The sequence below is a fragment of the Streptomyces sp. HUAS ZL42 genome, assembly GCF_040782645.1.
Classification (GTDB): Bacteria; Actinomycetota; Actinomycetes; order Streptomycetales; family Streptomycetaceae; genus Streptomyces.
This window is the reverse complement of sequence record NZ_CP160403.1, coordinates 7,314,099-7,331,862: the sequence shown is the minus strand read 5'-3', so window position 1 is coordinate 7,331,862 and position 17,764 is coordinate 7,314,099. Positions and strand designations below refer to the sequence as shown.

General features: G+C 71.0%; 20 protein-coding genes and 1 pseudogene. 12 read left to right on the top strand and 9 right to left on the bottom strand.

Annotated features, from left to right (window positions below):
• Nucleotides 1-249 precede the first annotated feature (249 nt).
• Both ABZO29_RS33350 and ABZO29_RS33345 read right to left on the bottom strand, forming a co-directional pair.
• On the bottom strand, nt 250-753 hold the full coding sequence (locus tag ABZO29_RS33350) for a two-component system response regulator (RefSeq protein WP_367323899.1): 504 nt from the start codon (nt 751-753) through the stop codon (nt 250-252).
• Between the two features lie 142 nt (nt 754-895).
• On the bottom strand, nt 896-1,246 hold the full coding sequence (locus ABZO29_RS33345) for a chorismate mutase (protein ID WP_367323898.1): 351 nt from the start codon (nt 1,244-1,246) through the stop codon (nt 896-898).
• 104 nt (nt 1,247-1,350) lie between these two features.
• Between ABZO29_RS33345 and ABZO29_RS33340 the strand changes: the two genes are divergently transcribed.
• Nucleotides 1,351-2,244 carry a hypothetical protein gene (locus ABZO29_RS33340; protein WP_367323897.1) on the top strand — a complete coding sequence of 298 codons (894 nt, stop codon included), beginning with the start codon at nt 1,351-1,353 and terminating at the stop codon, nt 2,242-2,244.
• 107 nt (nt 2,245-2,351) lie between these two features.
• Here the strand turns inward: ABZO29_RS33340 and ABZO29_RS33335 are convergent, their stop codons facing one another.
• Together ABZO29_RS33335 and ABZO29_RS33330 are read right to left on the bottom strand one after the other, a co-directional pair.
• Nucleotides 2,352-3,257, bottom strand: coding sequence for an SDR family oxidoreductase (locus ABZO29_RS33335; RefSeq protein WP_367323896.1), 906 nt, complete (start codon nt 3,255-3,257; stop codon nt 2,352-2,354).
• 1 nt (nt 3,258) lies between these two features.
• Complete coding sequence (locus ABZO29_RS33330; protein ID WP_367323895.1) at nt 3,259-3,999, bottom strand: SDR family oxidoreductase; 741 nt, start codon at nt 3,997-3,999, stop codon at nt 3,259-3,261.
• A 54-nt stretch (nt 4,000-4,053) separates the two neighbouring features.
• Between ABZO29_RS33330 and ABZO29_RS33325 the strand changes: the two genes are divergently transcribed.
• From ABZO29_RS33325 to ABZO29_RS33305, 5 genes and pseudogenes are all read left to right on the top strand, one after another.
• The gene (locus ABZO29_RS33325; protein ID WP_367323894.1) at nt 4,054-4,812 is read left to right on the top strand and encodes an enoyl-CoA hydratase family protein; all 759 of its coding nucleotides are present in this window, start codon (nt 4,054-4,056) and stop codon (nt 4,810-4,812) included.
• Nucleotides 4,813-5,664: a CoA transferase subunit A gene (locus ABZO29_RS33320; RefSeq protein ID WP_367323893.1), complete on the top strand. Its 852-nt coding sequence runs from the start codon at nt 4,813-4,815 to the stop codon at nt 5,662-5,664.
• Nucleotides 5,661-6,395, top strand: a complete 735-nt coding sequence (locus tag ABZO29_RS33315) for a CoA-transferase subunit beta (protein WP_367323892.1) — start codon at nt 5,661-5,663, stop codon at nt 6,393-6,395. The genes ABZO29_RS33320 and ABZO29_RS33315 overlap by 4 nt, the downstream gene beginning before the upstream one ends.
• Nucleotides 6,395-7,459, top strand: a complete 1,065-nt coding sequence (locus ABZO29_RS33310; protein WP_367323891.1) for an NAD(P)H-dependent flavin oxidoreductase — start codon at nt 6,395-6,397, stop codon at nt 7,457-7,459. Before ABZO29_RS33315 ends, ABZO29_RS33310 begins: the two co-directional genes overlap by 1 nt.
• Nucleotides 7,460-7,563: 104 nt before the next feature.
• Nucleotides 7,564-7,688 (top strand): annotated as a pseudogene (locus ABZO29_RS33305) (type II toxin-antitoxin system RelE/ParE family toxin); the annotation flags it as partial.
• Nucleotides 7,689-7,762: 74 nt separating this feature from the next.
• Here the strand turns inward: ABZO29_RS33305 and ABZO29_RS33300 are convergent.
• From ABZO29_RS33300 to ABZO29_RS33290, 3 genes are read right to left on the bottom strand one after another with little or no spacing between them, the layout of a single operon-like run.
• Nucleotides 7,763-8,920, bottom strand: coding sequence for an acetyl-CoA C-acetyltransferase (locus ABZO29_RS33300; RefSeq protein ID WP_367323890.1), 1,158 nt, complete (start codon nt 8,918-8,920; stop codon nt 7,763-7,765).
• 17 nt (nt 8,921-8,937) lie between these two features.
• Nucleotides 8,938-9,573 (bottom strand): TetR/AcrR family transcriptional regulator, encoded by a 636-nt coding sequence (locus ABZO29_RS33295; RefSeq protein WP_367323889.1) that lies wholly within the window; start codon nt 9,571-9,573, stop codon nt 8,938-8,940.
• 26 nt (nt 9,574-9,599) lie between these two features.
• On the bottom strand, nt 9,600-10,385 hold the full coding sequence (locus tag ABZO29_RS33290) for an SDR family oxidoreductase (RefSeq protein ID WP_367323888.1): 786 nt from the start codon (nt 10,383-10,385) through the stop codon (nt 9,600-9,602).
• 47 nt (nt 10,386-10,432) lie between these two features.
• Here ABZO29_RS33290 and ABZO29_RS33285 point away from each other — a divergent pair, with 47 nt between their 5' ends.
• The gene (locus ABZO29_RS33285) at nt 10,433-11,572 is read left to right on the top strand and encodes an acyl-CoA dehydrogenase family protein (RefSeq protein ID WP_367323887.1); all 1,140 of its coding nucleotides are present in this window, start codon (nt 10,433-10,435) and stop codon (nt 11,570-11,572) included.
• The gene (locus ABZO29_RS33280) at nt 11,572-12,546 is read left to right on the top strand and encodes an acyl-CoA dehydrogenase family protein (protein WP_367323886.1); all 975 of its coding nucleotides are present in this window, start codon (nt 11,572-11,574) and stop codon (nt 12,544-12,546) included. Before ABZO29_RS33285 ends, ABZO29_RS33280 begins: the two co-directional genes overlap by 1 nt.
• Here the strand turns inward: ABZO29_RS33280 and ABZO29_RS33275 are convergent.
• Nucleotides 12,521-14,161 (bottom strand): cytochrome bc complex cytochrome b subunit, encoded by a 1,641-nt coding sequence (locus tag ABZO29_RS33275; RefSeq protein WP_367323885.1) that lies wholly within the window; start codon nt 14,159-14,161, stop codon nt 12,521-12,523. The two genes, ABZO29_RS33280 and ABZO29_RS33275, sit on opposite strands and share 26 nt — an antisense overlap.
• A gap of 75 nt (nt 14,162-14,236) precedes the next feature.
• A complete protein-coding gene (locus tag ABZO29_RS33270; protein WP_367323884.1) occupies nt 14,237-14,959 on the bottom strand; it encodes a VWA domain-containing protein in 723 nt (240 codons plus the stop codon).
• Between the two features lie 101 nt (nt 14,960-15,060).
• Between ABZO29_RS33270 and ABZO29_RS33265 the strand changes: the two genes are divergently transcribed.
• The 4 genes from ABZO29_RS33265 (at nt 15,061) to ABZO29_RS33250 (ending at nt 17,760) form a co-directional block, all read left to right on the top strand.
• Nucleotides 15,061-15,990 carry a rhomboid family intramembrane serine protease gene (locus tag ABZO29_RS33265; protein ID WP_367323883.1) on the top strand — a complete coding sequence of 310 codons (930 nt, stop codon included), beginning with the start codon at nt 15,061-15,063 and terminating at the stop codon, nt 15,988-15,990.
• A gap of 131 nt (nt 15,991-16,121) precedes the next feature.
• Nucleotides 16,122-17,213 carry a Dot/Icm T4SS effector Zinc-dependent metalloprotease LegP gene (legP, locus tag ABZO29_RS33260; RefSeq protein WP_367323882.1) on the top strand — a complete coding sequence of 364 codons (1,092 nt, stop codon included), beginning with the start codon at nt 16,122-16,124 and terminating at the stop codon, nt 17,211-17,213.
• Between the two features lie 11 nt (nt 17,214-17,224).
• Nucleotides 17,225-17,503: a hypothetical protein gene (locus ABZO29_RS33255; RefSeq protein WP_367323881.1), complete on the top strand. Its 279-nt coding sequence runs from the start codon at nt 17,225-17,227 to the stop codon at nt 17,501-17,503.
• Nucleotides 17,500-17,760, top strand: coding sequence for a hypothetical protein (locus tag ABZO29_RS33250; protein WP_031483461.1), 261 nt, complete (start codon nt 17,500-17,502; stop codon nt 17,758-17,760). Before ABZO29_RS33255 ends, ABZO29_RS33250 begins: the two co-directional genes overlap by 4 nt.
• Nucleotides 17,761-17,764: the final 4 nt, after the last annotated feature.

Here is a 17,764-nt window from a genome sequence, read left to right as displayed (position 1 = left end):
CTTTCGGATCATCCCGGGGCCGCGGGGACTGGCACGCACGTCTGCCGCGTTGTCGTCGGCCGCCGACTCCCCCCTCTCGACTTCGCTCGAGCCGGGGGGACCCCCGTCGCGTCGACACCCCTCCTCCGCCTTGCAGCTGGACGCTCCCCCACGCTCGAACAACCTCGCGCGGGGGCACCTCCATGGCCCCTCACCTGCGCTGATCAGATGCCGTTGATTCTCTGCGACTTGATCCGCCGGACAGAACACCTAGCGCGGTCCCGGAACCCGCGCTTCCGGGTGTGGGCGGACGCGGCGCGGGGTGTGTGCCCCGATGTCGCCCTTGACGAGGGCTCGCAGTTCCCGCACCTCTTGTTCCAGCGCCGTATGGCGCTGGTGGGCGTCGAAGAGGTAGCGGACCTTGGTGCGCAGCGCCCAGGGATCGACGGGTTTCATCACGAGGTCGGCGACGCCGAGTCCGAAGGCGGCGGAGGTCAGTTCGTGGTCGGGGCCGAAGCCGGTGAGCAGGACGACGGGTATGTGCTGGGTCTGTTCCACGCGGCGCATGTAGCGCACGACGTCCAGTCCGCTCACGCCGGGCATGCGCACGTCGAGCAGAAGCAGGCCGACGCGGCCGCGCAGCACCTGCTTGAGCGCCTCGTCGCCGCTGGTGGCACGGCCGAGCCGGTAGCCGAGCGGGGCCAGAGCGCTTTCGAGCGCGTACAGCGTGTCCTGGTGGTCGTCGACGATGAGGATCTTGGCATCCGACGGCATGGCCCGACGTCCCTCCCGCGGTGGGGGAACCAGCTTACGTCCGGGTGCTGACGCGCCGTACCCGTCAGCTGACAAGCAGTGCACAGGGCAGCATGCCCCCACCGCGGCCCCGTGTCACGCCCCCGGAGGACATCCGTGGAGGTCAGTTCGTGGGGCGTGCGGTGCCGTTGATCGCGTCGTCGGCGATGCGCTCGTGGTGCCTGATCACTTCGGCGATGATGAAATTCAGGAATTTCTCAGCGAACGCGGGGTCGAGCTTGGCGCTCTCGGCGAGTGCGCGCAGCCGGGCGATCTGGCGGGCCTCGCGGTCGGGGTCGGCGGGCGGCAGCTGGTGGGCGGCCTTGAGGTGGCCGACCTGCTGGGTGGCCTTGAAGCGTTCGGCGAGCATGTGGACGACGGCGGCGTCGATGTTGTCGATGCTGTCGCGCAGCCGGGCGAGTTCCTCGCGGACGGCGGGGTCGACGTCACCGGTACCGGTGTTGCGGGTGGTCATGGGCGTTCACCCTAGTGCGTCCGCCTGCGGGAGTCCGACCCGCCAATATCTGCGGGTTTCCTCGTAGAGTGGAATCGGGTTCAGGGCGTCTTGGGGGTTCAGGCGTGGCAAACGACGGACCGGTCGAGCACGGCTACCCACACCTGGAGACGGTGCGGGCTTCCATCACGGCGCTGTACAGACGGCTGTCGTACGACACGGTCCGGACGTTCGACACCAGTGTGGCACCCGCCGATGTCGCGTTCTGCGACACGGACGATCTGTATCTGGGGGCGCAGCGGGTGGCCCGGGAGCTGGTGCGGCACTACCGGCTGCCCGACGCGCGGCTGATCGTGAGTTTCCGCGAGATGCGGCATGCGGCGAACATCGAACTCGCGGCGGGTCCGGAGTACTTCGTGGAGCTGAACGACCGGTTCCGCACCCATCGGCGGGACATCGGCGCGGCCCTGGCGCACGAGATCATGCATGTGTATCTGCACCGCATGGACCTGTCCTTCCAGAGCACCCGTGACAACGAGATCCTCACGGACACGGCGACGACGTACCTGGGCGCGGGCTGGCTGCTGCTGGATGCGTACCGGGAGGACGGGGCGTCGTCGCAGAAGCTGGGCTATCTGACGCCGGAGGAGTTCGGGTATGTGCTGGCGAAGCGGTCGCTGGTGTTCGGCGAGGATCCGTCGACGTGGTTCACCAGCCCGCAGGCGTACACGGCGTATGTGAAGGGCAGGGAGCTGGCCCGGCATGACGAGCAGCAGCCGCCGCTGACGGCGGCGGGCTGGGCGGGCCGCCGCCGCTACGCCCGCGACCGCCGCCACGCCCAGGACCAAGCGCCGGCGACGGCGCCGGGCATGCCGTACGCCTTCACACCCGACGGCCGGGGTCCGCTGCGGGTTTCGTTCCCCTGCCCGACCTGTCATCAGCGGATCAGGGTGCCGGTGCGGGGGCGGATGAGGGCGAGGTGTGCGCTGTGCAGGACGGTGCTGGAGTGCGACACGTAGGTCGTCTGGTCACCGGGGTCGATGTTGCCGCCGCCCGGGGCTCCGCCCCCAGACCCCCGGCCTGTGCCCACCCACCACCCGGGCGGTCGGCTGAGAAGCGGTCCTCCCTACGCCCCGTACACCGCCCCAGGCGCCTGCGCCCCCTCCAGCAGCTTCCGTATCGCCTCCCCCACCTCCCCCGCCTCCCACCGCTCCCCCTTCTCCGCGCTCGGGCCGGGTCGCCAGCCCTCCATGACCGTGATCCTGCCCCCCTCCGCCTCGAAGACCCGCCCCGTCACCCCCGCGCTGGCCGCCGAACCGAGCCAGACGACCAGCGGGGAGACGTTCTCCGGGGCCAACGTGTCGAAGCCGGTGGCAGGCGCGGTCATGGTCTCGGCGAACGTCCGCTCCGTCATCCGGGTGCGTGCCGCCGGTGCGATCGCGTTGACCTGGACGCCGTAGCGGGCCAGCTCGGCCGAGGCGACGAGGGTCAGTCCGACGATCCCGGCCTTCGCGGCGCTGTAGTTGCCCTGCCCGACCGAGCCCAGCAGCCCCGCCCCGCTGCTGGTGTTGACGACCCGGGCCTCGGGCATCCGCCCCGCCTTGGCCTGGGCCCGCCAGTACGCGGCGGCGTGTTTCAGGGGCAGGAAGTGGCCCTTCAGATGGACTCGCAGCACGGCGTCCCAGTCGTCCTCGTCGAGGTTGACCAGCATCCGGTCGCGCAGGAACCCGGCGTTGTTGACGAGGGTGTCGAGGCGGCCGTACGTCTCCACCGCGGCGCGTACGAGCGATGCGGCACCCTCGGTCGTGGCGATGTCGCCGCCGTGCGCGACGGCCTCGCCCCCCGCCGCGCGGATCTCATCGGCGACGGCGTCGGCCGGGCTGCCGGGTCCCGGTGTGCCGTCGAGGCCGACGCCGAGGTCGTTGACCACGATCTTCGCGCCCTCGGCGGCGAAGGCGAGCGCGTGGGCGCGGCCGAGGCCGCGGCCCGCGCCGGTGACGACGACGACCCGGCCGTCGCAGATTGCGGTCATCTCACTGCTCCTTGTTGGCGGTTGCGGCGTCCAGGAACGCGGGCGGCTCCCCGCCGCCGTGCACGGCGAGGCTCGCGCCGCTGATGTACGCCGCCGCGTCCGACGCGAGGAACACGGCGGCCGCTCCGACGTCGGACGGCTGTGCCAGGCGCCCGAGCGGAACGGTCCTGGAGACGGCCGCGATGCCGTCCTCGCCGCCGTAGTGGAGGTGGGACAGTTCGGTGCGCACCATGCCGACGACGAGGGTGTTGACGCGGACGTCGGGCGCCCACTCCACGGCCATGGAGCGGGCGAGGCTCTCCAGGCCGGCCTTGGCCGCGCCGTAGGCGGCGGTGCCGGGTGAGGGGCGGCTGCCGCTCACGCTGCCGATCATGACGATCGACCCCTTGGCGCGCCGGAGATGCTCGTGCGCGGCGAGCGAGGCGGTCAGCGCGGTGGTGAGGTTGAGCTCGATGACCCGTGCGTGCCAGTCGGGCCCGGCCCGGTCGAGCCGCCGGTAGGGTGCGCCGCCCGCGTTGTTGACCAGGACGTCGAGGCGGGGCAGTGCGGCGAAGAAGGCGCGCACGGCGTCCGGGTCGCGCAGGTCGAGGGGCACGAACTCCGTTCCCTTGACGGGTGCTTCGGGCGGCCTGCGGGCGCAGATGACGACGTCGGCGCCGGCCTCGACGAAGGCCTTCGCGATGCCGGCTCCGACGCCCCGGGTGCCGCCCGTGACGACCGCGACCTTCCCGTTGAGCTCCATTCGCCGCTACCCTTCACCTAACAAATGTTTGGTGGAAAGGTAGCTGATGCGCCCATGGGTGTCTCCACCTCGTCCCCGGAAAAGGGGCCCGAAAAAAATGGAATCGCCGTCGTCACGGTCGACTTCCCCCCGGTGAACGCGCTGCCGGTGCACGGCTGGTCCGCCCTGGCCGACTCCGTGCGCGCGGCGGGCCGTGACCCGGAGGTCCGGTGTGTCGTGCTGGCCGCCGAGGGGCGCGGCTTCAACGCGGGTGTGGACATCAAGGAGATACAGGCGCAGGGCCACCGGGCCCTGATCGGTGCGAACTCCGGCTGCGCGCGGGCCTTCGCGGCGGTGTACGAGTGCGAGGTGCCGGTCGTGGCGGCGGTGCACGGCTTCTGCCTGGGCGGCGGCATCGGCCTCGTGGGCAACGCGGACGCGATCGTGGCGAGCGACGACGCCGTCTTCGGCCTGCCCGAGCTGGACCGCGGCGCCCTCGGCGCGGCCACCCATCTGGCCCGTCTGGTCCCGCAGCACCTGTTGCGCACGCTGTACTACACCGCCCGCACGGTCACGGCGGCCGAACTGCACGCGCACGGCTCGGTGTGGCGGGTCGTGCCGCGCGGGCAACTGCGCGCGGCCGCGCTGGAGCTGGCCCGCGAGATAGCCGCCAAGGACGGGGAACTGCTGCGCCTGGCCAAGGCCGCGCTCAACGGCATCGACCCCGTCGACGTGCGCCGCAGCTACCGCTTCGAACAGGGCTTCACCTTCGAGGCCAACCTCGGCGGGGTGGCCGACCGGGTGCGTGACACCTTCGGAAGGGACGGTGCCTGAGTGAGCGACAAGACGATGACCGCCGACGAGGCCGTCGCCCGCCTGGAGAGCGGCATGACCGTCGGCATCGGCGGCTGGGGCTCGCGCCGCAAACCGATGGCCCTGGTACGGGCGCTGCTGCGCTCCCGGGTCACCGACCTGACGGTCGTCTCCTACGGCGGCCCGGACGTGGGCATGCTCGCCGCGGCCGGCCGGATCCGCAGACTGGTCACCGCCTTCGTCACCCTCGACTCGGTCCCGCTCGAACCGCACTACCGCGCGGCACGCGAGCGTGGGGCGTTCGAGCTGACGGAGGTCGACGAGGCGATGTTCATGTGGGGGCTGCACGCGGCGGCGAACCGGCTGCCGTTCCTGCCGGTGCGGGCCGGGATCGGCTCGGACGTGCTGCGGGTCAACCCCGGCCTCAGGACGGTCACTTCGCCGTACGAGGACGGGGAGACGTTCGTGGCCATGCCGGCCCTGCGCCTGGACGCGGCCCTGGTGCACGTCAGCCGTGCCGACCGGCGGGGCAACGGACAGTACCTGGGCCCGGACCCCTACTTCGACGACCTGTTCTGCGAGGCGGCGGACACGGCCTACCTCTCGTGCGAGCGGATCGTGGACACGGCCGAGCTGACCAAGGAGGCCGCACCCCAGACACTCCTCGTCAAACGGCACACGGTGACGGGCGTGGTCGAGGCCCCGAGCGGCGCGCACTTCACGTCCTGCGCCCCCGACTACGGCCGGGACGAGGCCTTCCAGCGGCGGTACGCAGCCACGCCCTGGCCGGAGTTCGCCGAACGGTTCCTCGCCGGGGACGAGCAGGCGTACCACTCGGCCGTGCAGTCCTGGCACAAGGAGGCCCACGGATGACCACGGACCCCACCCGCGCCGAGTACTGCGTGATCGCCTGCGCCGAGGCATGGCGGGACGACGGCGAGATCCTGGCGAGTCCCATGGGCCTGATCCCGTCCCTCGGCGCCCGCCTCGCCCGGCGGACGTTCTCGCCGGAGCTGCTGCTCACCGACGGCGAGGCGATGCTCGTCGGCGCCGACGGGACGGTCGAGGGCTGGCTGCCGTACCGGCAGCATCTGTCCCTGGTCACCGGCGGCCGACGGCACGTGATGATGGGCGCGAGCCAGATCGACCGGTACGGCAACCAGAACATCTCCTGCATCGGCGACTGGGCGAAACCCCGGCGGCAGCTCCTCGGAGTGCGGGGAGCACCGGTCAACACCCTCAACAACCGGACGAGTTACTGGATCCCGCGGCACTCCCGGCGGGTCTTCGTGGAGAAGGTCGACATGGTGTGCGGAGTGGGGTACGACCGCGCGGCGCAGCACCCCGGGACCGCCCGCTACCACGGCATCCCCCGGGTCGTCTCCGACCTCGGCGTCCTCGACTTCGCCACCCCCGACCACTCGATGCGGCTGGCCTCGCTGCACCCGGGGGTCACCGTGGATCAGGTCAGGGAGGCGACCGGCTTCGGCCTGGCGGTCCCGGCCGACGTGCCGTACACACGCGAGCCCACCGACGCCGAGCTGCGGCTGATCCGCGAGGTCCTCGATCCGGAGAACGTCCGGGCCAAGGAGGTCGCCGGCTGATGGAGACCGCGCTCACCCGGCTCGTCGGGGTCCGTCACCCGATCGTGCAGACCGGGATGGGATGGGTGGCGGGCCCCCGCCTGGTCTCGGCGGCGGCGAACGCGGGCGCGCTGGGCATCCTGGCCTCGGCGACCATGACGCCCGACCGGCTGCGCGAGGCGATACGCGAGGTCAAGTCCCGTACGGCGGCGCCGTTCGGGGTCAATCTCCGGGCGGACGCCATGGACGCCGGCGACCGGGTGCGGATCATCGTCGACGAGGGGGTCCGGGTCGCCTCCTTCGCCCTCGCCCCCTCTGCTGAACTGATCGCGGAGCTCAAGCAGGCCGGTGTGGTCGTCATCCCTTCCGTCGGGGCGCGGCGTCATGCCGAGAAGGTCGCGGCCTGGGGTGCGGACGCGGTGGTCGTGCAGGGCGGGGAGGGCGGCGGCCACACCGGCGAGGTCGCCACGACGGTGCTGCTGCCGCAGGTGGTGGACGCGGTGGACATCCCGGTGGTGGCGGCGGGCGGCTTCTTCGACGGGCGCGGCCTGGTCGCGGCGCTGGCGTACGGGGCGTCGGGCGTCGCGATGGGCACGCGGTTCCTGCTGACGTCGGACTCGACGGTGCCGGACGCGGTGAAGGCGGCGTACCTGGCCGCGACGGTGAAGGACGTGACGGTGACCCGGGCGGTCGACGGTCTGCCGCACCGGATGCTGCGTACGGACCTGGTGGAGTCGCTGGAGAGCTCCAGCCGTACGCGGATCCTGCTGCGTGCCGTGCGCCATGCGGCGGGGTTGCGGAAGCTGTCCGGCCTCACCTGGCAGGGCATGATCCGCGACGGCCTCACGATGAAGCACGGCAAGGAGCTGTCCTGGAGCCAGGTGCTGCTCGCCGCGAACACGCCGATGCTGCTGAAGTCCGCGATGGTGGACGGCCGTACGGACCTCGGGGTGATGGCGTCCGGGCAGGTCGCGGGGGTGATCGAGGACCTGCCGTCGTGTGCGGATCTGGTGGAGCGGGTGATGCGGGAGGCCGGGGAAATCATCGGCGGGCTGTCGGTGCACGGTGCTTCGATGCGCGCATGAACATCCGCGACGCCCGTGCCGGTTTCGCAGGCATCCTCAGCAAGGCCGAGGCCAGCAAGGGCACTGCGTGAAACGTGCGTTCCGTTTCACGGCTAGGTGCAGCGACAGCTCCGAGCCATCTCTACCGCCTCCGAGTAGGCGGCTTCCGCGTGGCCTACTGCATCGACGACGGGGAGGGCTGATTCTCGTCGTCAAGGTTGGAAATCGCCGGGCCGTGCACCGCTCCCTCCGATGCACGCACGGCGGCGGGCGGGCCGCTTCGGGCCGCCCACCGCCGTACGCACCTCGGACCCGTGGAGTTCGTCAGACCCGCTCGATGATCGTCACGTTCGCCTGCCCCCCGCCCTCGCACATCGTCTGGAGCCCGAACCGTCCGCCGGTGCGCTCCAGTTCGTGCAGAAGGGTCGTCATCAGCTTGACGCCGGTCGCGCCCAGAGGGTGGCCCAGGGCGATCGCGCCGCCGTTGACGTTGACCTTGTCGGGGTCGGCGCCGGTCTCCTTCAGCCAGGCCAGGACGACGGGTGCGAAGGCCTCGTTGATCTCGACGAGGTCGATGTCGTGGATCGACAGGCCGGTCTTCTTCAGGGCGTGGGCCGTGGCGGGGATCGGGGCGGTCAGCATGCGGATCGGGTCCTCGCCGCGCACCGAGAGGTGGTGGACGCGCGCGCGGGGCGTCAGCCCGTGTTCGCGCACCGCCCGCTCCGAGGCGAGCAGCATCGCGGCCGCCCCGTCGGAGACCTGCGAGGAACACGCGGCGGTGACGGTGCCGCCGTCGATGACCGGCTTCAGAGCGGCCATCTTCTCCAGGGACGTGTCCCGCCGCGGCCCCTCGTCGGTCGTCACGTCCCCGTGGGCCACGGTCTCCCGCTCGAAGCGCCCCTCGTCGATCGCGCGCACCGCCCGCCGATGGGACCGCAGCGCGAACTCCTCCTGGTCCTGCCTGCTGATCCCCCACTTCGCGGCGATCATCTCGGCGCCGGCGAACTGGTTGACGGGCCGGTTCCCGTACCGTGCCCGCCAGCCCTCGCTGCCCGCGAAGGGGCCCTCGGTGAAGCCCAGGGGTTCGGCGGCCTGCCGGGTAGCGAAGGCGATCGGTATCTGCGACATGTTCTGCACACCGCCGGCGACCACCAGGTCCTGTGTCCCGGACAGCACGCCCTGTGCCGCGAAGTGCACGGCCTGCTGCGAGGACCCGCACTGCCGGTCGACGGTGACGCCCGGCACCTCCTCGGGCAGCCCGGCCGCCAGCCAGCAGGTCCGCGCGATGTCACCGGCCTGCGGTCCCACGGTGTCGAGGCAGCCGAGGACGACGTCCTCGACGGCGGCGGGATCCACGTCCGCGCGCGAGACGAGTTCCTTCAGCACATGCGCGCCGAGGTCGGCGGGATGGACCCCGCTCAGCCCTCCCCCGCGCCGCCCGACGGGCGTGCGAACCGCTTCGACGATGTAGGCCTCGGCCATGGCGACTCCCCAGTGGGTTATGTGCGTACGGCGATCCCGTCCAGCACCATCGACAGGTACTGCCGGGCGATCTCCTCCGGGCTGTGCTGTCCGCCGGGCCGGTACCAGGACGCGGCCACCCACACGGTGTCGCGCACGAACCGGTAGGTGAGGCGGACGTCGAGGTCGGCCCGGAAGACCCGGGCGGCGACCCCGCGCTCCAGCGTGGACAGCCACGCCTTCTCGAACCTGCGCTGCGAATCGGCGAGGAACGCGAACCGCTCCTGCGCCACCAGCTGCTTGCTTTCCTTCTGGTAGATCGCGACGGCGGCACGGTGCCGGTCGATCTCCCGGAACGACTCGGTGACCAGCGCCTCGAGGGTCTCGCGCGGGCCCAGCCCGGCCTCCAGAACGGCGTCGTACCCGCCCCAGAGCTCGTCGAGGAAGGTGCGCAGGATCTCCTCGAGCATCGACTCCTTGGAGTCGAAGTGGTAGTAGAGGCTGCCCGCGAGCATGCCCGCGTGGTCAGCGATCTTGCGTACGGTGGTGGCGTTGTAGCCCTGTTCGGCGAAGACCTCGGCGGCGGTGTCGAGGATTTCGCGGCGGCGGGCCGGAGCGGCGGCAGCCGCGCGCTTTCCGGTCGCGGTCACCTGGGGCTTCTTGTTGGTCGGCACGGGTCCATTGTGATCTGCTCCGGTCGTCAGGGGTGCTGGCTGCTGACGGAGACGACCTCGCCCGTGAGGTACGAGGAGTAGCCCGACGCCAGGAACACGATCACGTTGGCCACCTCCCAGGGCTGGGCGTACCGCCCGAAGGCCTCGCGCGAGGTCAGCTCCTCCAGCAGCTCCGGAGTCGTCACCTTCGCCAGGTGCGGATGCATCGCGAGGCTCGGCGACACGGCGTTGACCCGCACGCCGTACTCGGCCGCCTCCATCGCCGCGCACCGCGTCAGCGCCATCACGCCCGCCTTCGCGGCGGCGTAGTGCGCCTGCCCGGCCTGGGCGCGCCAGCCGACCACGGAGGCGTTGTTCACGATCACGCCACCCGTCTCGCGCATGAGACGCAGCGCCGCCCGGGTGCACCGGAACGTGCCGCTCAGCGTCACGTCCAGCACGCGGGACCACTGCTCGTCGGTCATGTCGACGAGTGTGGACGTCCCGCCCAGGCCGGCGTTGTTGACGACGACGTCGAGCCGTCCGTGCAGCCGGACGGCCGTGTCGAAGAGGGTCCGCACCTGCGCCTCGTCGGTCACGTCGCACGGCACCGCCGCCACGGACGCCTCCCCGAACTCCGCGGCGAGTCGGGCCTCGTGCTCCTTGAGCCGTCGCGCGTGCGCGTCGCTGATCAGCACGCGCGCGCCCTCCTCGAGGAAGCGCCGCGCGGTCGCCCCGCCGATGCCCGCACCGGCGGCCGCGGTGATGACGGCGGTGCGCCCGCTGAGCAGCCCGTGCCCGGGAACGTACGCCGGGCCCTCGACGTTCTTCATGACAGCACGCTAACCTACCAAACACTTGTTAGGGAAGGAGAGTGACGGTGGACCTCGCCCATTCCCCCGCCGAGGACGCCTTCCGCGGCGAGGCCCGCGCATGGCTGCGCGCCCATGTGCCGTCCGAGCCGCTCCCCTCCCTGGAGACCGAGGAGGGCTTCGCCGCCCACCGCGCCTGGGAGGCCGAACTGGCCGCCGACCGCTGGTCGGTGGTGAACTGGCCGACGCGGTACGGCGGGAGGGACTCCGGCCTGCTCCGGTGGCTGATCTTCGAGGAGGAGTACTACGCGGCGGGCGCTCCGGGACGCGTCGGCCAGAACGGCATCAACCTCCTCGCCCCGACCCTCTTCGACCACGGCACGGAAGAACAGAGAACCCGTGTCCTCCCGCCCATGGCCTGCGGCGAGGTCGTCTGGGCGCAGGCGTGGTCGGAGCCCGAGGCCGGGTCCGACCTGGCCTCCCTCACGTCCCGGGCCGTGCGCACGGACGGCGGATGGCTGCTCGGCGGCCAGAAGACCTGGTCGTCGCGCGCGGCGTTCGCGGACCGCGCGTTCGGCCTGTTCCGCAGCGAACCGAACACCCCGAGACCCCACCAGGGCCTGACGTACGTCATGTTCGACCTGCGCGCCCCCGGCGTCACGGTCCGCCCGATCGGGCGCCTCGACGGGAAACCCGCCTTCGCCGAGCTGTTCCTGGACGACGTCTTCGTGCCCGACGAGGACGTGATCGGCGAGCCGGGCCAGGGCTGGCGGGTGGCGATGTCGACGGCCGCCAACGAGCGCGGTCTCACCCTCCGCTCCCCCGGCCGATTCCTCGCCTCCGCCGACCGGCTGCTGAATCTGTGGCTGACGCACGGCAGCCCGGCAGCGACCCGCGACCGGGTGGCCGACGCGCTGATCGGCGCCCGCGCCTACCAGCTCTTCACGTACGCGGCCGCCTCCCGCTTCCTGGAGGGCGACCCGCTCGGCCCGGAGTCCAGCCTGAACAAGGTCTTCTGGTCCGAGTACGACATCGCGCTGCACGAAACGGCGCTCGATCTCCTCGGCGGGGAGGGCGAGCCGGCGGACACGGACTGGTCCGAGCGGTACGTCTTCGCACTCGCGGGCCCCATCTACGCCGGCACGAACGAGATCCAGCGCGACCTCATCGCCGAGCGGCTGCTCGGCCTGCCGAAGGGACGCCGCTGATGCGCTTCCTCCTCGACACCGAGCAGCGCGCGTTCGCGGCCTCGCTGGACGCCCTGCTCAAGGCCTCCGACACGCCTTCGGTCGTACGGGAGTGGAGCCGCGGCGAGCACACGAGCGGCCGCGCGCTGTGGTCCCGGATCGCCGAGGCGGGCGTGTTCGCGCTGGCGGTACCCGAGGCACACGAAGGGCTGGGGCCCCGCCCCGTCGAGCTCGCCGTCGCGTTCGTCGAGCTGGGCCGGCATGCGGTACCGGGTCCCCTGGTGGAGACGGTCACCGCGGCCGCTCTCCTCACAGCGGCCGAACCGGCCCCCGCCAAGCGCTTCCTCCCCTCCCTCGCCGCGGGCGAGTCGATGGCGACCCTCGCGCCCGAGGGGTCGTACGCCCTGGACGGCGACGCGGCGACGACGCGCTTCTCCCTGTGCCCCGACGGCCTGCGCCTGGCCCCCGGCCACGGCCCGGTCCGCCCCTCCCTCGACCCCGCCCGCCGCCTCACCCCCCTCACCCCAGGGGGCGAGCTCCTCACCCCTGCCCCACCCCTCGGCCCCGCCCTCACCTGGGCGCGTCTCGCCACCGCCGCCCAGGCCCTCGGCGTGGGCCTCGCGCTCCTGGACCGGACGGTCTCCTACGTCGGGCAGCGCACGCAGTTCGGCGTGCCCATCGGCTCGTTCCAGGCCGTCAAGCACCGGCTGGCCGACGCGAAGATCGCGTTGGAGTTCGCGCGCCCCCTGGTCATGGGTGCCGCGCTGACGATGAACCCGGCCGCCGTGGCCGCCGCCAAGGTGAGCGCCTGCGAGGCCGCGTACGCCACGGCTCGCACGGCGCTCCAACTGCACGGCGCGATCGGCTACACGGCGGAGTACGACCTGTCGCTGTGGCTGACCAAGGCCCGCGCCCTGCGCACCGCGTGGGGCACCCCGGACGAGTGCCGCGCCACCGTACTCAGCGCCTTCAGTGATGGTGCTCGCCGCTGGTGAGCTCCTTGTACTCCTCGACCGAGGGCTTCGTGATCCGGGCGGCGGGCCCGAACATCGCCCTGGCCAGCCGCGCCCGCACCCGCTGGGAGACCTTGACCTGCCGCCGAACACCGCCCGCGTCGACGAGCGGCCCGATCTCGTAGGGCGGGTTCTGTTCGTGCTGGGTGAGGGTGAACAGCTGCTCCTGGGTGAGGGGCTCGTGGACCTCGACGTACTCGCCGTGCGGCAGCCGTTTGATGGTGCCGGTCTCCCTGCCGTGCAGCACCTTGTCCCGGTCCCGGCGCTGCAGTGCCAGGCAGATCCGCTTGGTGACGAAGAAGGTGATCACCGGCGCGACGAAGACGGCGATCCGCACGAACCAGGTGATCGCGTTGATGGACAGGTGCAGATGGGTGGCCACGATGTCGTTGCCGCCACCGATCAGCAGCACCGCGTACAGGCTCAGCCAGGCGGCGCCGAGGCCGGTGCGCACGGGCGCGTTGCGCGGGCGGTCGAGAATGTGGTGCTCACGTCTGTCACCGGTGATCCACGCCTCGACGAACGGATAGAGGCCGAGGGCGAGCAGGATCAGCGGGAACAGCGAGAAGGGGATGAGGACGCCCAGTTCCAGGGTGTGGCCCCAGGCGTTGATCTCCCATCCCGGCATCACCCGGATCAGGCCCTCGGAGAAGCCGAGGTACCAGTCGGGTTGAGCGCCCGTCGTCACGAGATCCGGGCGGTACGGCCCGAAGGCCCACACCGGGTTGATGCTGGCGATGCCGCCCATCACCGTCAGCACGCCGAAGACCAGGAAGAAGAAGCCGCCCGCCTTCGCCATGTACACGGGCAGGAAGGGCATGCCGACCACGCTCTTCTGGTCCCGTCCCGGCCCGGGGTACTGGGTGTGCTTGTGGTAGAAGACCAGGATCAGGTGGGCGACGACCAGCCCGAGCATGATCCCGGGCAGCAGCAGGACGTGGATCGGGAAGAGCCGCGGGATGATGTCGTGGCCGGGGAACTCGCCGCCGAAGAGGAAGAAGGAGAGGTACGTCCCGACGATCGGGATGGACAGGATCGCCCCGTCGGCGAAGCGGATGCCGGTGCCGGAGAGCAGGTCGTCGGGGAGCGAGTAGCCGGTCAGGCCGGTGATGATGCCGAGCATCAGCAGGGTCCAGCCGAACAGCCAGTTGATCTCGCGGGGCTTGCGGAAGGCGCCCGTGAAGAACACCCGCATCATGTGCACGAGCATGCCGGTGACGAAGACCAGCGCCGCCCAGTGGTGGATCTGCCGGATCAGCAGCCCGCCGCGCACATCGAAGCTGATGTCGAGGGTGGACTCGTAGGCCCTGGTCATCATGACGCCGTTGAGCGGCTCGTACGAGCCGTTGTAGACGACCTCGACGCCGCTCGGCTCGAAGAACAGGGTGAGGTAGATGCCGGTGAGGATCAGGATGAGGAAGCTGTAGAGGCAGACCTCGCCCAGCATGAACGACCAGTGGTCCGGGAACACCTTGCGCATGTTGGCCTTGGCCAGCGCGAAGATGCCCAGCCGCCCGTCGGCCCAGTCGGCGAGCCTCTCGCCCCTGCCGGGAGACTCCCCGCGAACCGCCTCGTTGCCCGATCGTGCGCCGTCCATGAGTCGTCGCCTCCCCGTCGGATCTCCCTCAGGGTGACACGACGGTCACGGCTCAGCCAACGGTGCCGACACGATCTACGGCCGCACGATCCCCAGCGCCCGCGCCGCGACCAGCCACTTCGGGAACTCGCCGACCAGGCGGTCGTACAACTCGGCGTCGGACACCTTGCGCGGATCCGCCCCCGCGTGGAAGAACCCGGCGTTGTCGACGACCCGCCTGTCCGGTACGGCGAGGTCGTTGAGCTTGCGCAGGAACTCGAACTGCCGGCTGCCCGGGTCGCCGAAGCCGACGAACTGCCAGAACAGCGGCAGCGGCGCCGCCTTGCACAGGTACCGTTCCGCGGCGAGCTTGTTGATCGGCCCGCCGTCGGTCTGGAAGATCACCAGAGCGGGAGCGGTGGACCCGCTCTCGAGGTAGTGGTCGATGACGGCGTCCATGGCCAGGTGGTAGCTGGTCTTGCCCATGTGCCCGAGACCGGCCACGATCCGCTCGATCCGCCCGTCATGATCCGCGAGGGCGATGTCGGTGACGGCGTCGACGTCCGTGGAGAAGAACACGACCGGCACGGTGCCGTCGTCGTCGAAGTGCGCGGACAGCCCGAGCACCCGGTCGGCGAGCGCCTGGACGCTGCCGTCGCGGTAGTACGGCTTCATGGAGCCCGAGTAGTCGACCACGAGGTACACGGCGGCCCGCTGCCCGTCCAGGCCGTGCTTCGTGAGGGACACCCCTGCGGTCTTGTACAGGCTGACCAGCGCGGGGGCGGTCTCCTGAACCTTGCTCAGACTGATCGCAACCATGGACCCAACCCTCCCACAGGCACCGGGATTCGTTATCTTGTTCGCCGCCGTCCCCACCGGCTCACCCGTCCCCGCCCATCGACACTCTCCAGGAGCCGGTCGTGGAACCCGAGTCCACCACGCCTTCCGAACCAGCGGTCACCACCTGCTACCGCCACCCCAGGGTGGAGTCCTACGTCAGCTGCACCCGCTGCGAACGGTTCATCTGCCCGGACTGCATGCGGGAGGCGGCCGTCGGTCACCAGTGCGTGGAGTGCGTGAAGGAGGGCGCGCGGTCCATACGGCAGGCCCGTACGGTCGTCGGCGGCCGGGTCTCGGCGACGCCGATGGTGACGTACGTGCTGATCGGCCTCAACGTCCTCGCCTACCTGGGCGAGTTGGTGCGCCCGGCGATCGTGGACCGGCTGGAGATGCTGGGCGCGGCACTCACCGGTCCGGACGGCGCGCTGTACCAGTGGCAGGCGTCGTACCCGGACGGATACCACCCCACGGGCGTGGTCGACGGGGAGTGGTACCGGCTGCTGACCGGGGCGTTCCTGCACTCGCCGCCCACCGAGGGGACCTTCGGGATCCTGCACATCGTGATGAACATGGTGGCGCTGTGGAACCTGGGGCGGGTGGTGGAGACCCAGCTCGGCCGGGTCCGGTACATCGCCCTGTATCTGCTGTCCGCACTGGGCGGTTCGGTCCTGGCCATGCTCATCGCGCCCACCACCGCCACCGTCGGCGCGTCCGGCGCGATCTTCGGCGTCGGCGCCGCCTACTACGTCATGGCCCGCCGGCTGGGCGCCGACATGAACGCCGTCAACCGCTTCATGGCGGGTCTGCTGCTGTGGCTGCTGATCTCCGCGGGCGTCACCTCGTGGCAGGGGCACCTCGGCGGTCTGCTCGCGGGCGGAGTGGTGACGCTGGCGTACGCGTACGCGCCCCAGGACCGCCGACGCTCGCTGGTCCAAGCCGGCGTGTGCGTGGCGCTGCCGGCACTGCTGCTGCTCTGCGTATGGGGCAAGGTCACCGAACTGACCGGCTGAGGCCCGACTTTCCTACCGACCCGGACCCACCAGACGTACGAGACAAAAGCCGCTTACGCCCTCCATTGACGGACACCGCTCCGTCGTCGACGTTGACCCCCTCAAGGGGGAACAACAACAAGGGGGACGCCATGGCAGCCGATACGGCCGAGCCGGCCGCCGCCGGTTTCGGGTTCGGGCCCTATCAGGTCGGACCCGAGGTACAGGCGGGTCTGGTCCAACTGGCGGGCAAGGGGCCGAAGGCGGTCCAGTACACCGAGGTCGACGGGCAGCCCGTGTTCGAGGGCGACATCGTCCTCGACCTGATCGAGGCCAAGCAGGTCGCCGCCGAGGAAGTGGTGGCGCTCCTGGAGAGCGGGGTCATCATCCCCGGCCGGCAGTTCCGCTGGCCGAACGGCCTCGTGCCGTTCGAGATCGACCCGAACCTGCCCGACCAGGGCCGGGTCACCGGCGCGATCGACCACTGGCAGCGCAACACCCGCATCCGCTTCGTCCGGCGCACGGCCCAGAACCGGGCCCAGTTCCCGGACTTCATCCGGTTCGTCCCGGGCAGCGGCTGCAGCTCCGCAGTGGGCCGGCGTGGCAACGTCCAGCAGATCACGCTGGGTTCGGGCTGCGAACTGGGCGCCGCGATCCACGAGATCGGGCACGCGGTCGGATTGTGGCACGAGCAGAGCCGGGAGGACCGGGACCAGTTCGTCACCGTCAACTGGGCCAACATCCAGCAGGGAATGGCCCACAACTTCAACCAGCACATCACCGACGGCGACGACGTCGGCGCGTACGACTACCACTCGATCATGCACTATCCGCGCTGGGCGTTCTCGAACAACGGCCAGGACACCATCGTGCCCCGGCAGAACGTCGAGATCGGCCAGCGGCAGGGGCTCAGCCCCGGCGACTGCCTCGCCGTACGGACGATGTACGCGAACCTGGAGTCGCCGGCCCGTTTCTCGGGCGTGCAGTTCACGGGGACCGTCCCTGCCGGGCAGGTCGGACGGTGGTTCACGCACAGCTGGCCGGCGCACTGGTACGTCCACTGGACGGTCGTGCCGACGGCGCCCGTGGTGGACGGGAACGCGCAGATCGAGTCGTGGGTCCAGGTGACCCGGCAGTCAGGTGGACTGCTCAAGTACTTCCTCAACATCCGCAATCTGACCGGCGGTCCGGTCGACGTCCAGGCCCGCTACGACGTGCTGGGCTGGGGCGCCAACGCGACCTGACAGGGGGAACCATGCAACCGATGGGAATGCCGGGCGAGTCCACGCCCGCAGGATGGGCCGACGCGGTCGACGCCGGTCCGGCGCCGAGCCTGAGCGGGGCGCCGGGGGCGCCGGCGGGAGCGGCCGTCACCGGGACCGGCAGCGGCATCGGCGGACCGGAGTTCGCGGGTGCCGGGTACGCGCCGCTGGGCGCGGCACAGGACGGCGGGGGCGTCACGGGCGTCCCGGCCGCGGAGAGCCTGAAGGACGGCGGGGCCGCGCCCGAGGCCCCGGAAGGGGGAGAGTCGTGATTCTGGGAGTGCAGTTCCGCGGACAGGTACCGGCGAACACCAGCCGCCGGTGGTTCACCCACAGCTGGCCGGAGGCGTGGCGGGTCGACTGGACGGTCGTACCGACGTGGCCCATGGTGGACGGCAACGCCCAGGTGGAGTGGAAGGTCCAGGTGGACCGTCAGGCAAGCAACCTGATCAAGTACTTCATCGAGATCCGCAACCTCACGGGCGGTCCGGTCGACATCGAGGCGCGGTACGCCGTGCTCAACTCCTGAGGAA

Bases quoted from the DNA above. Each gene is read 5' to 3' on its own strand.
- ABZO29_RS33350 (WP_367323899.1), bottom strand. From the start codon at position 753: ATGCCGTCGGATGCCAAGATCCTCATCGTCGACGACCACCAGGACACG.
- ABZO29_RS33345 (WP_367323898.1), bottom strand. From the start codon at position 1,246: ATGACCACCCGCAACACCGGTACCGGTGACGTCGACCCCGCCGTCCGC.
- ABZO29_RS33335 (WP_367323896.1), bottom strand. From the start codon at position 3,257: ATGACCGCAATCTGCGACGGCCGGGTCGTCGTCGTCACCGGCGCGGGC.
- ABZO29_RS33330 (WP_367323895.1), bottom strand. From the start codon at position 3,999: ATGGAGCTCAACGGGAAGGTCGCGGTCGTCACGGGCGGCACCCGGGGC.
- ABZO29_RS33325 (WP_367323894.1), top strand. From the start codon at position 4,054: ATGGGTGTCTCCACCTCGTCCCCGGAAAAGGGGCCCGAAAAAAATGGA.
- ABZO29_RS33315 (WP_367323892.1), top strand. From the start codon at position 5,661: ATGACCACGGACCCCACCCGCGCCGAGTACTGCGTGATCGCCTGCGCC.
- ABZO29_RS33310 (WP_367323891.1), top strand. From the start codon at position 6,395: ATGGAGACCGCGCTCACCCGGCTCGTCGGGGTCCGTCACCCGATCGTG.
- ABZO29_RS33300 (WP_367323890.1), bottom strand. From the start codon at position 8,920: ATGGCCGAGGCCTACATCGTCGAAGCGGTTCGCACGCCCGTCGGGCGG.
- ABZO29_RS33290 (WP_367323888.1), bottom strand. From the start codon at position 10,385: ATGAAGAACGTCGAGGGCCCGGCGTACGTTCCCGGGCACGGGCTGCTC.
- ABZO29_RS33280 (WP_367323886.1), top strand. From the start codon at position 11,572: ATGCGCTTCCTCCTCGACACCGAGCAGCGCGCGTTCGCGGCCTCGCTG.
- ABZO29_RS33275 (WP_367323885.1), bottom strand. From the start codon at position 14,161: ATGGACGGCGCACGATCGGGCAACGAGGCGGTTCGCGGGGAGTCTCCC.
- ABZO29_RS33270 (WP_367323884.1), bottom strand. From the start codon at position 14,959: ATGGTTGCGATCAGTCTGAGCAAGGTTCAGGAGACCGCCCCCGCGCTG.
- legP (WP_367323882.1), top strand. From the start codon at position 16,122: ATGGCAGCCGATACGGCCGAGCCGGCCGCCGCCGGTTTCGGGTTCGGG.
- ABZO29_RS33255 (WP_367323881.1), top strand. From the start codon at position 17,225: ATGCAACCGATGGGAATGCCGGGCGAGTCCACGCCCGCAGGATGGGCC.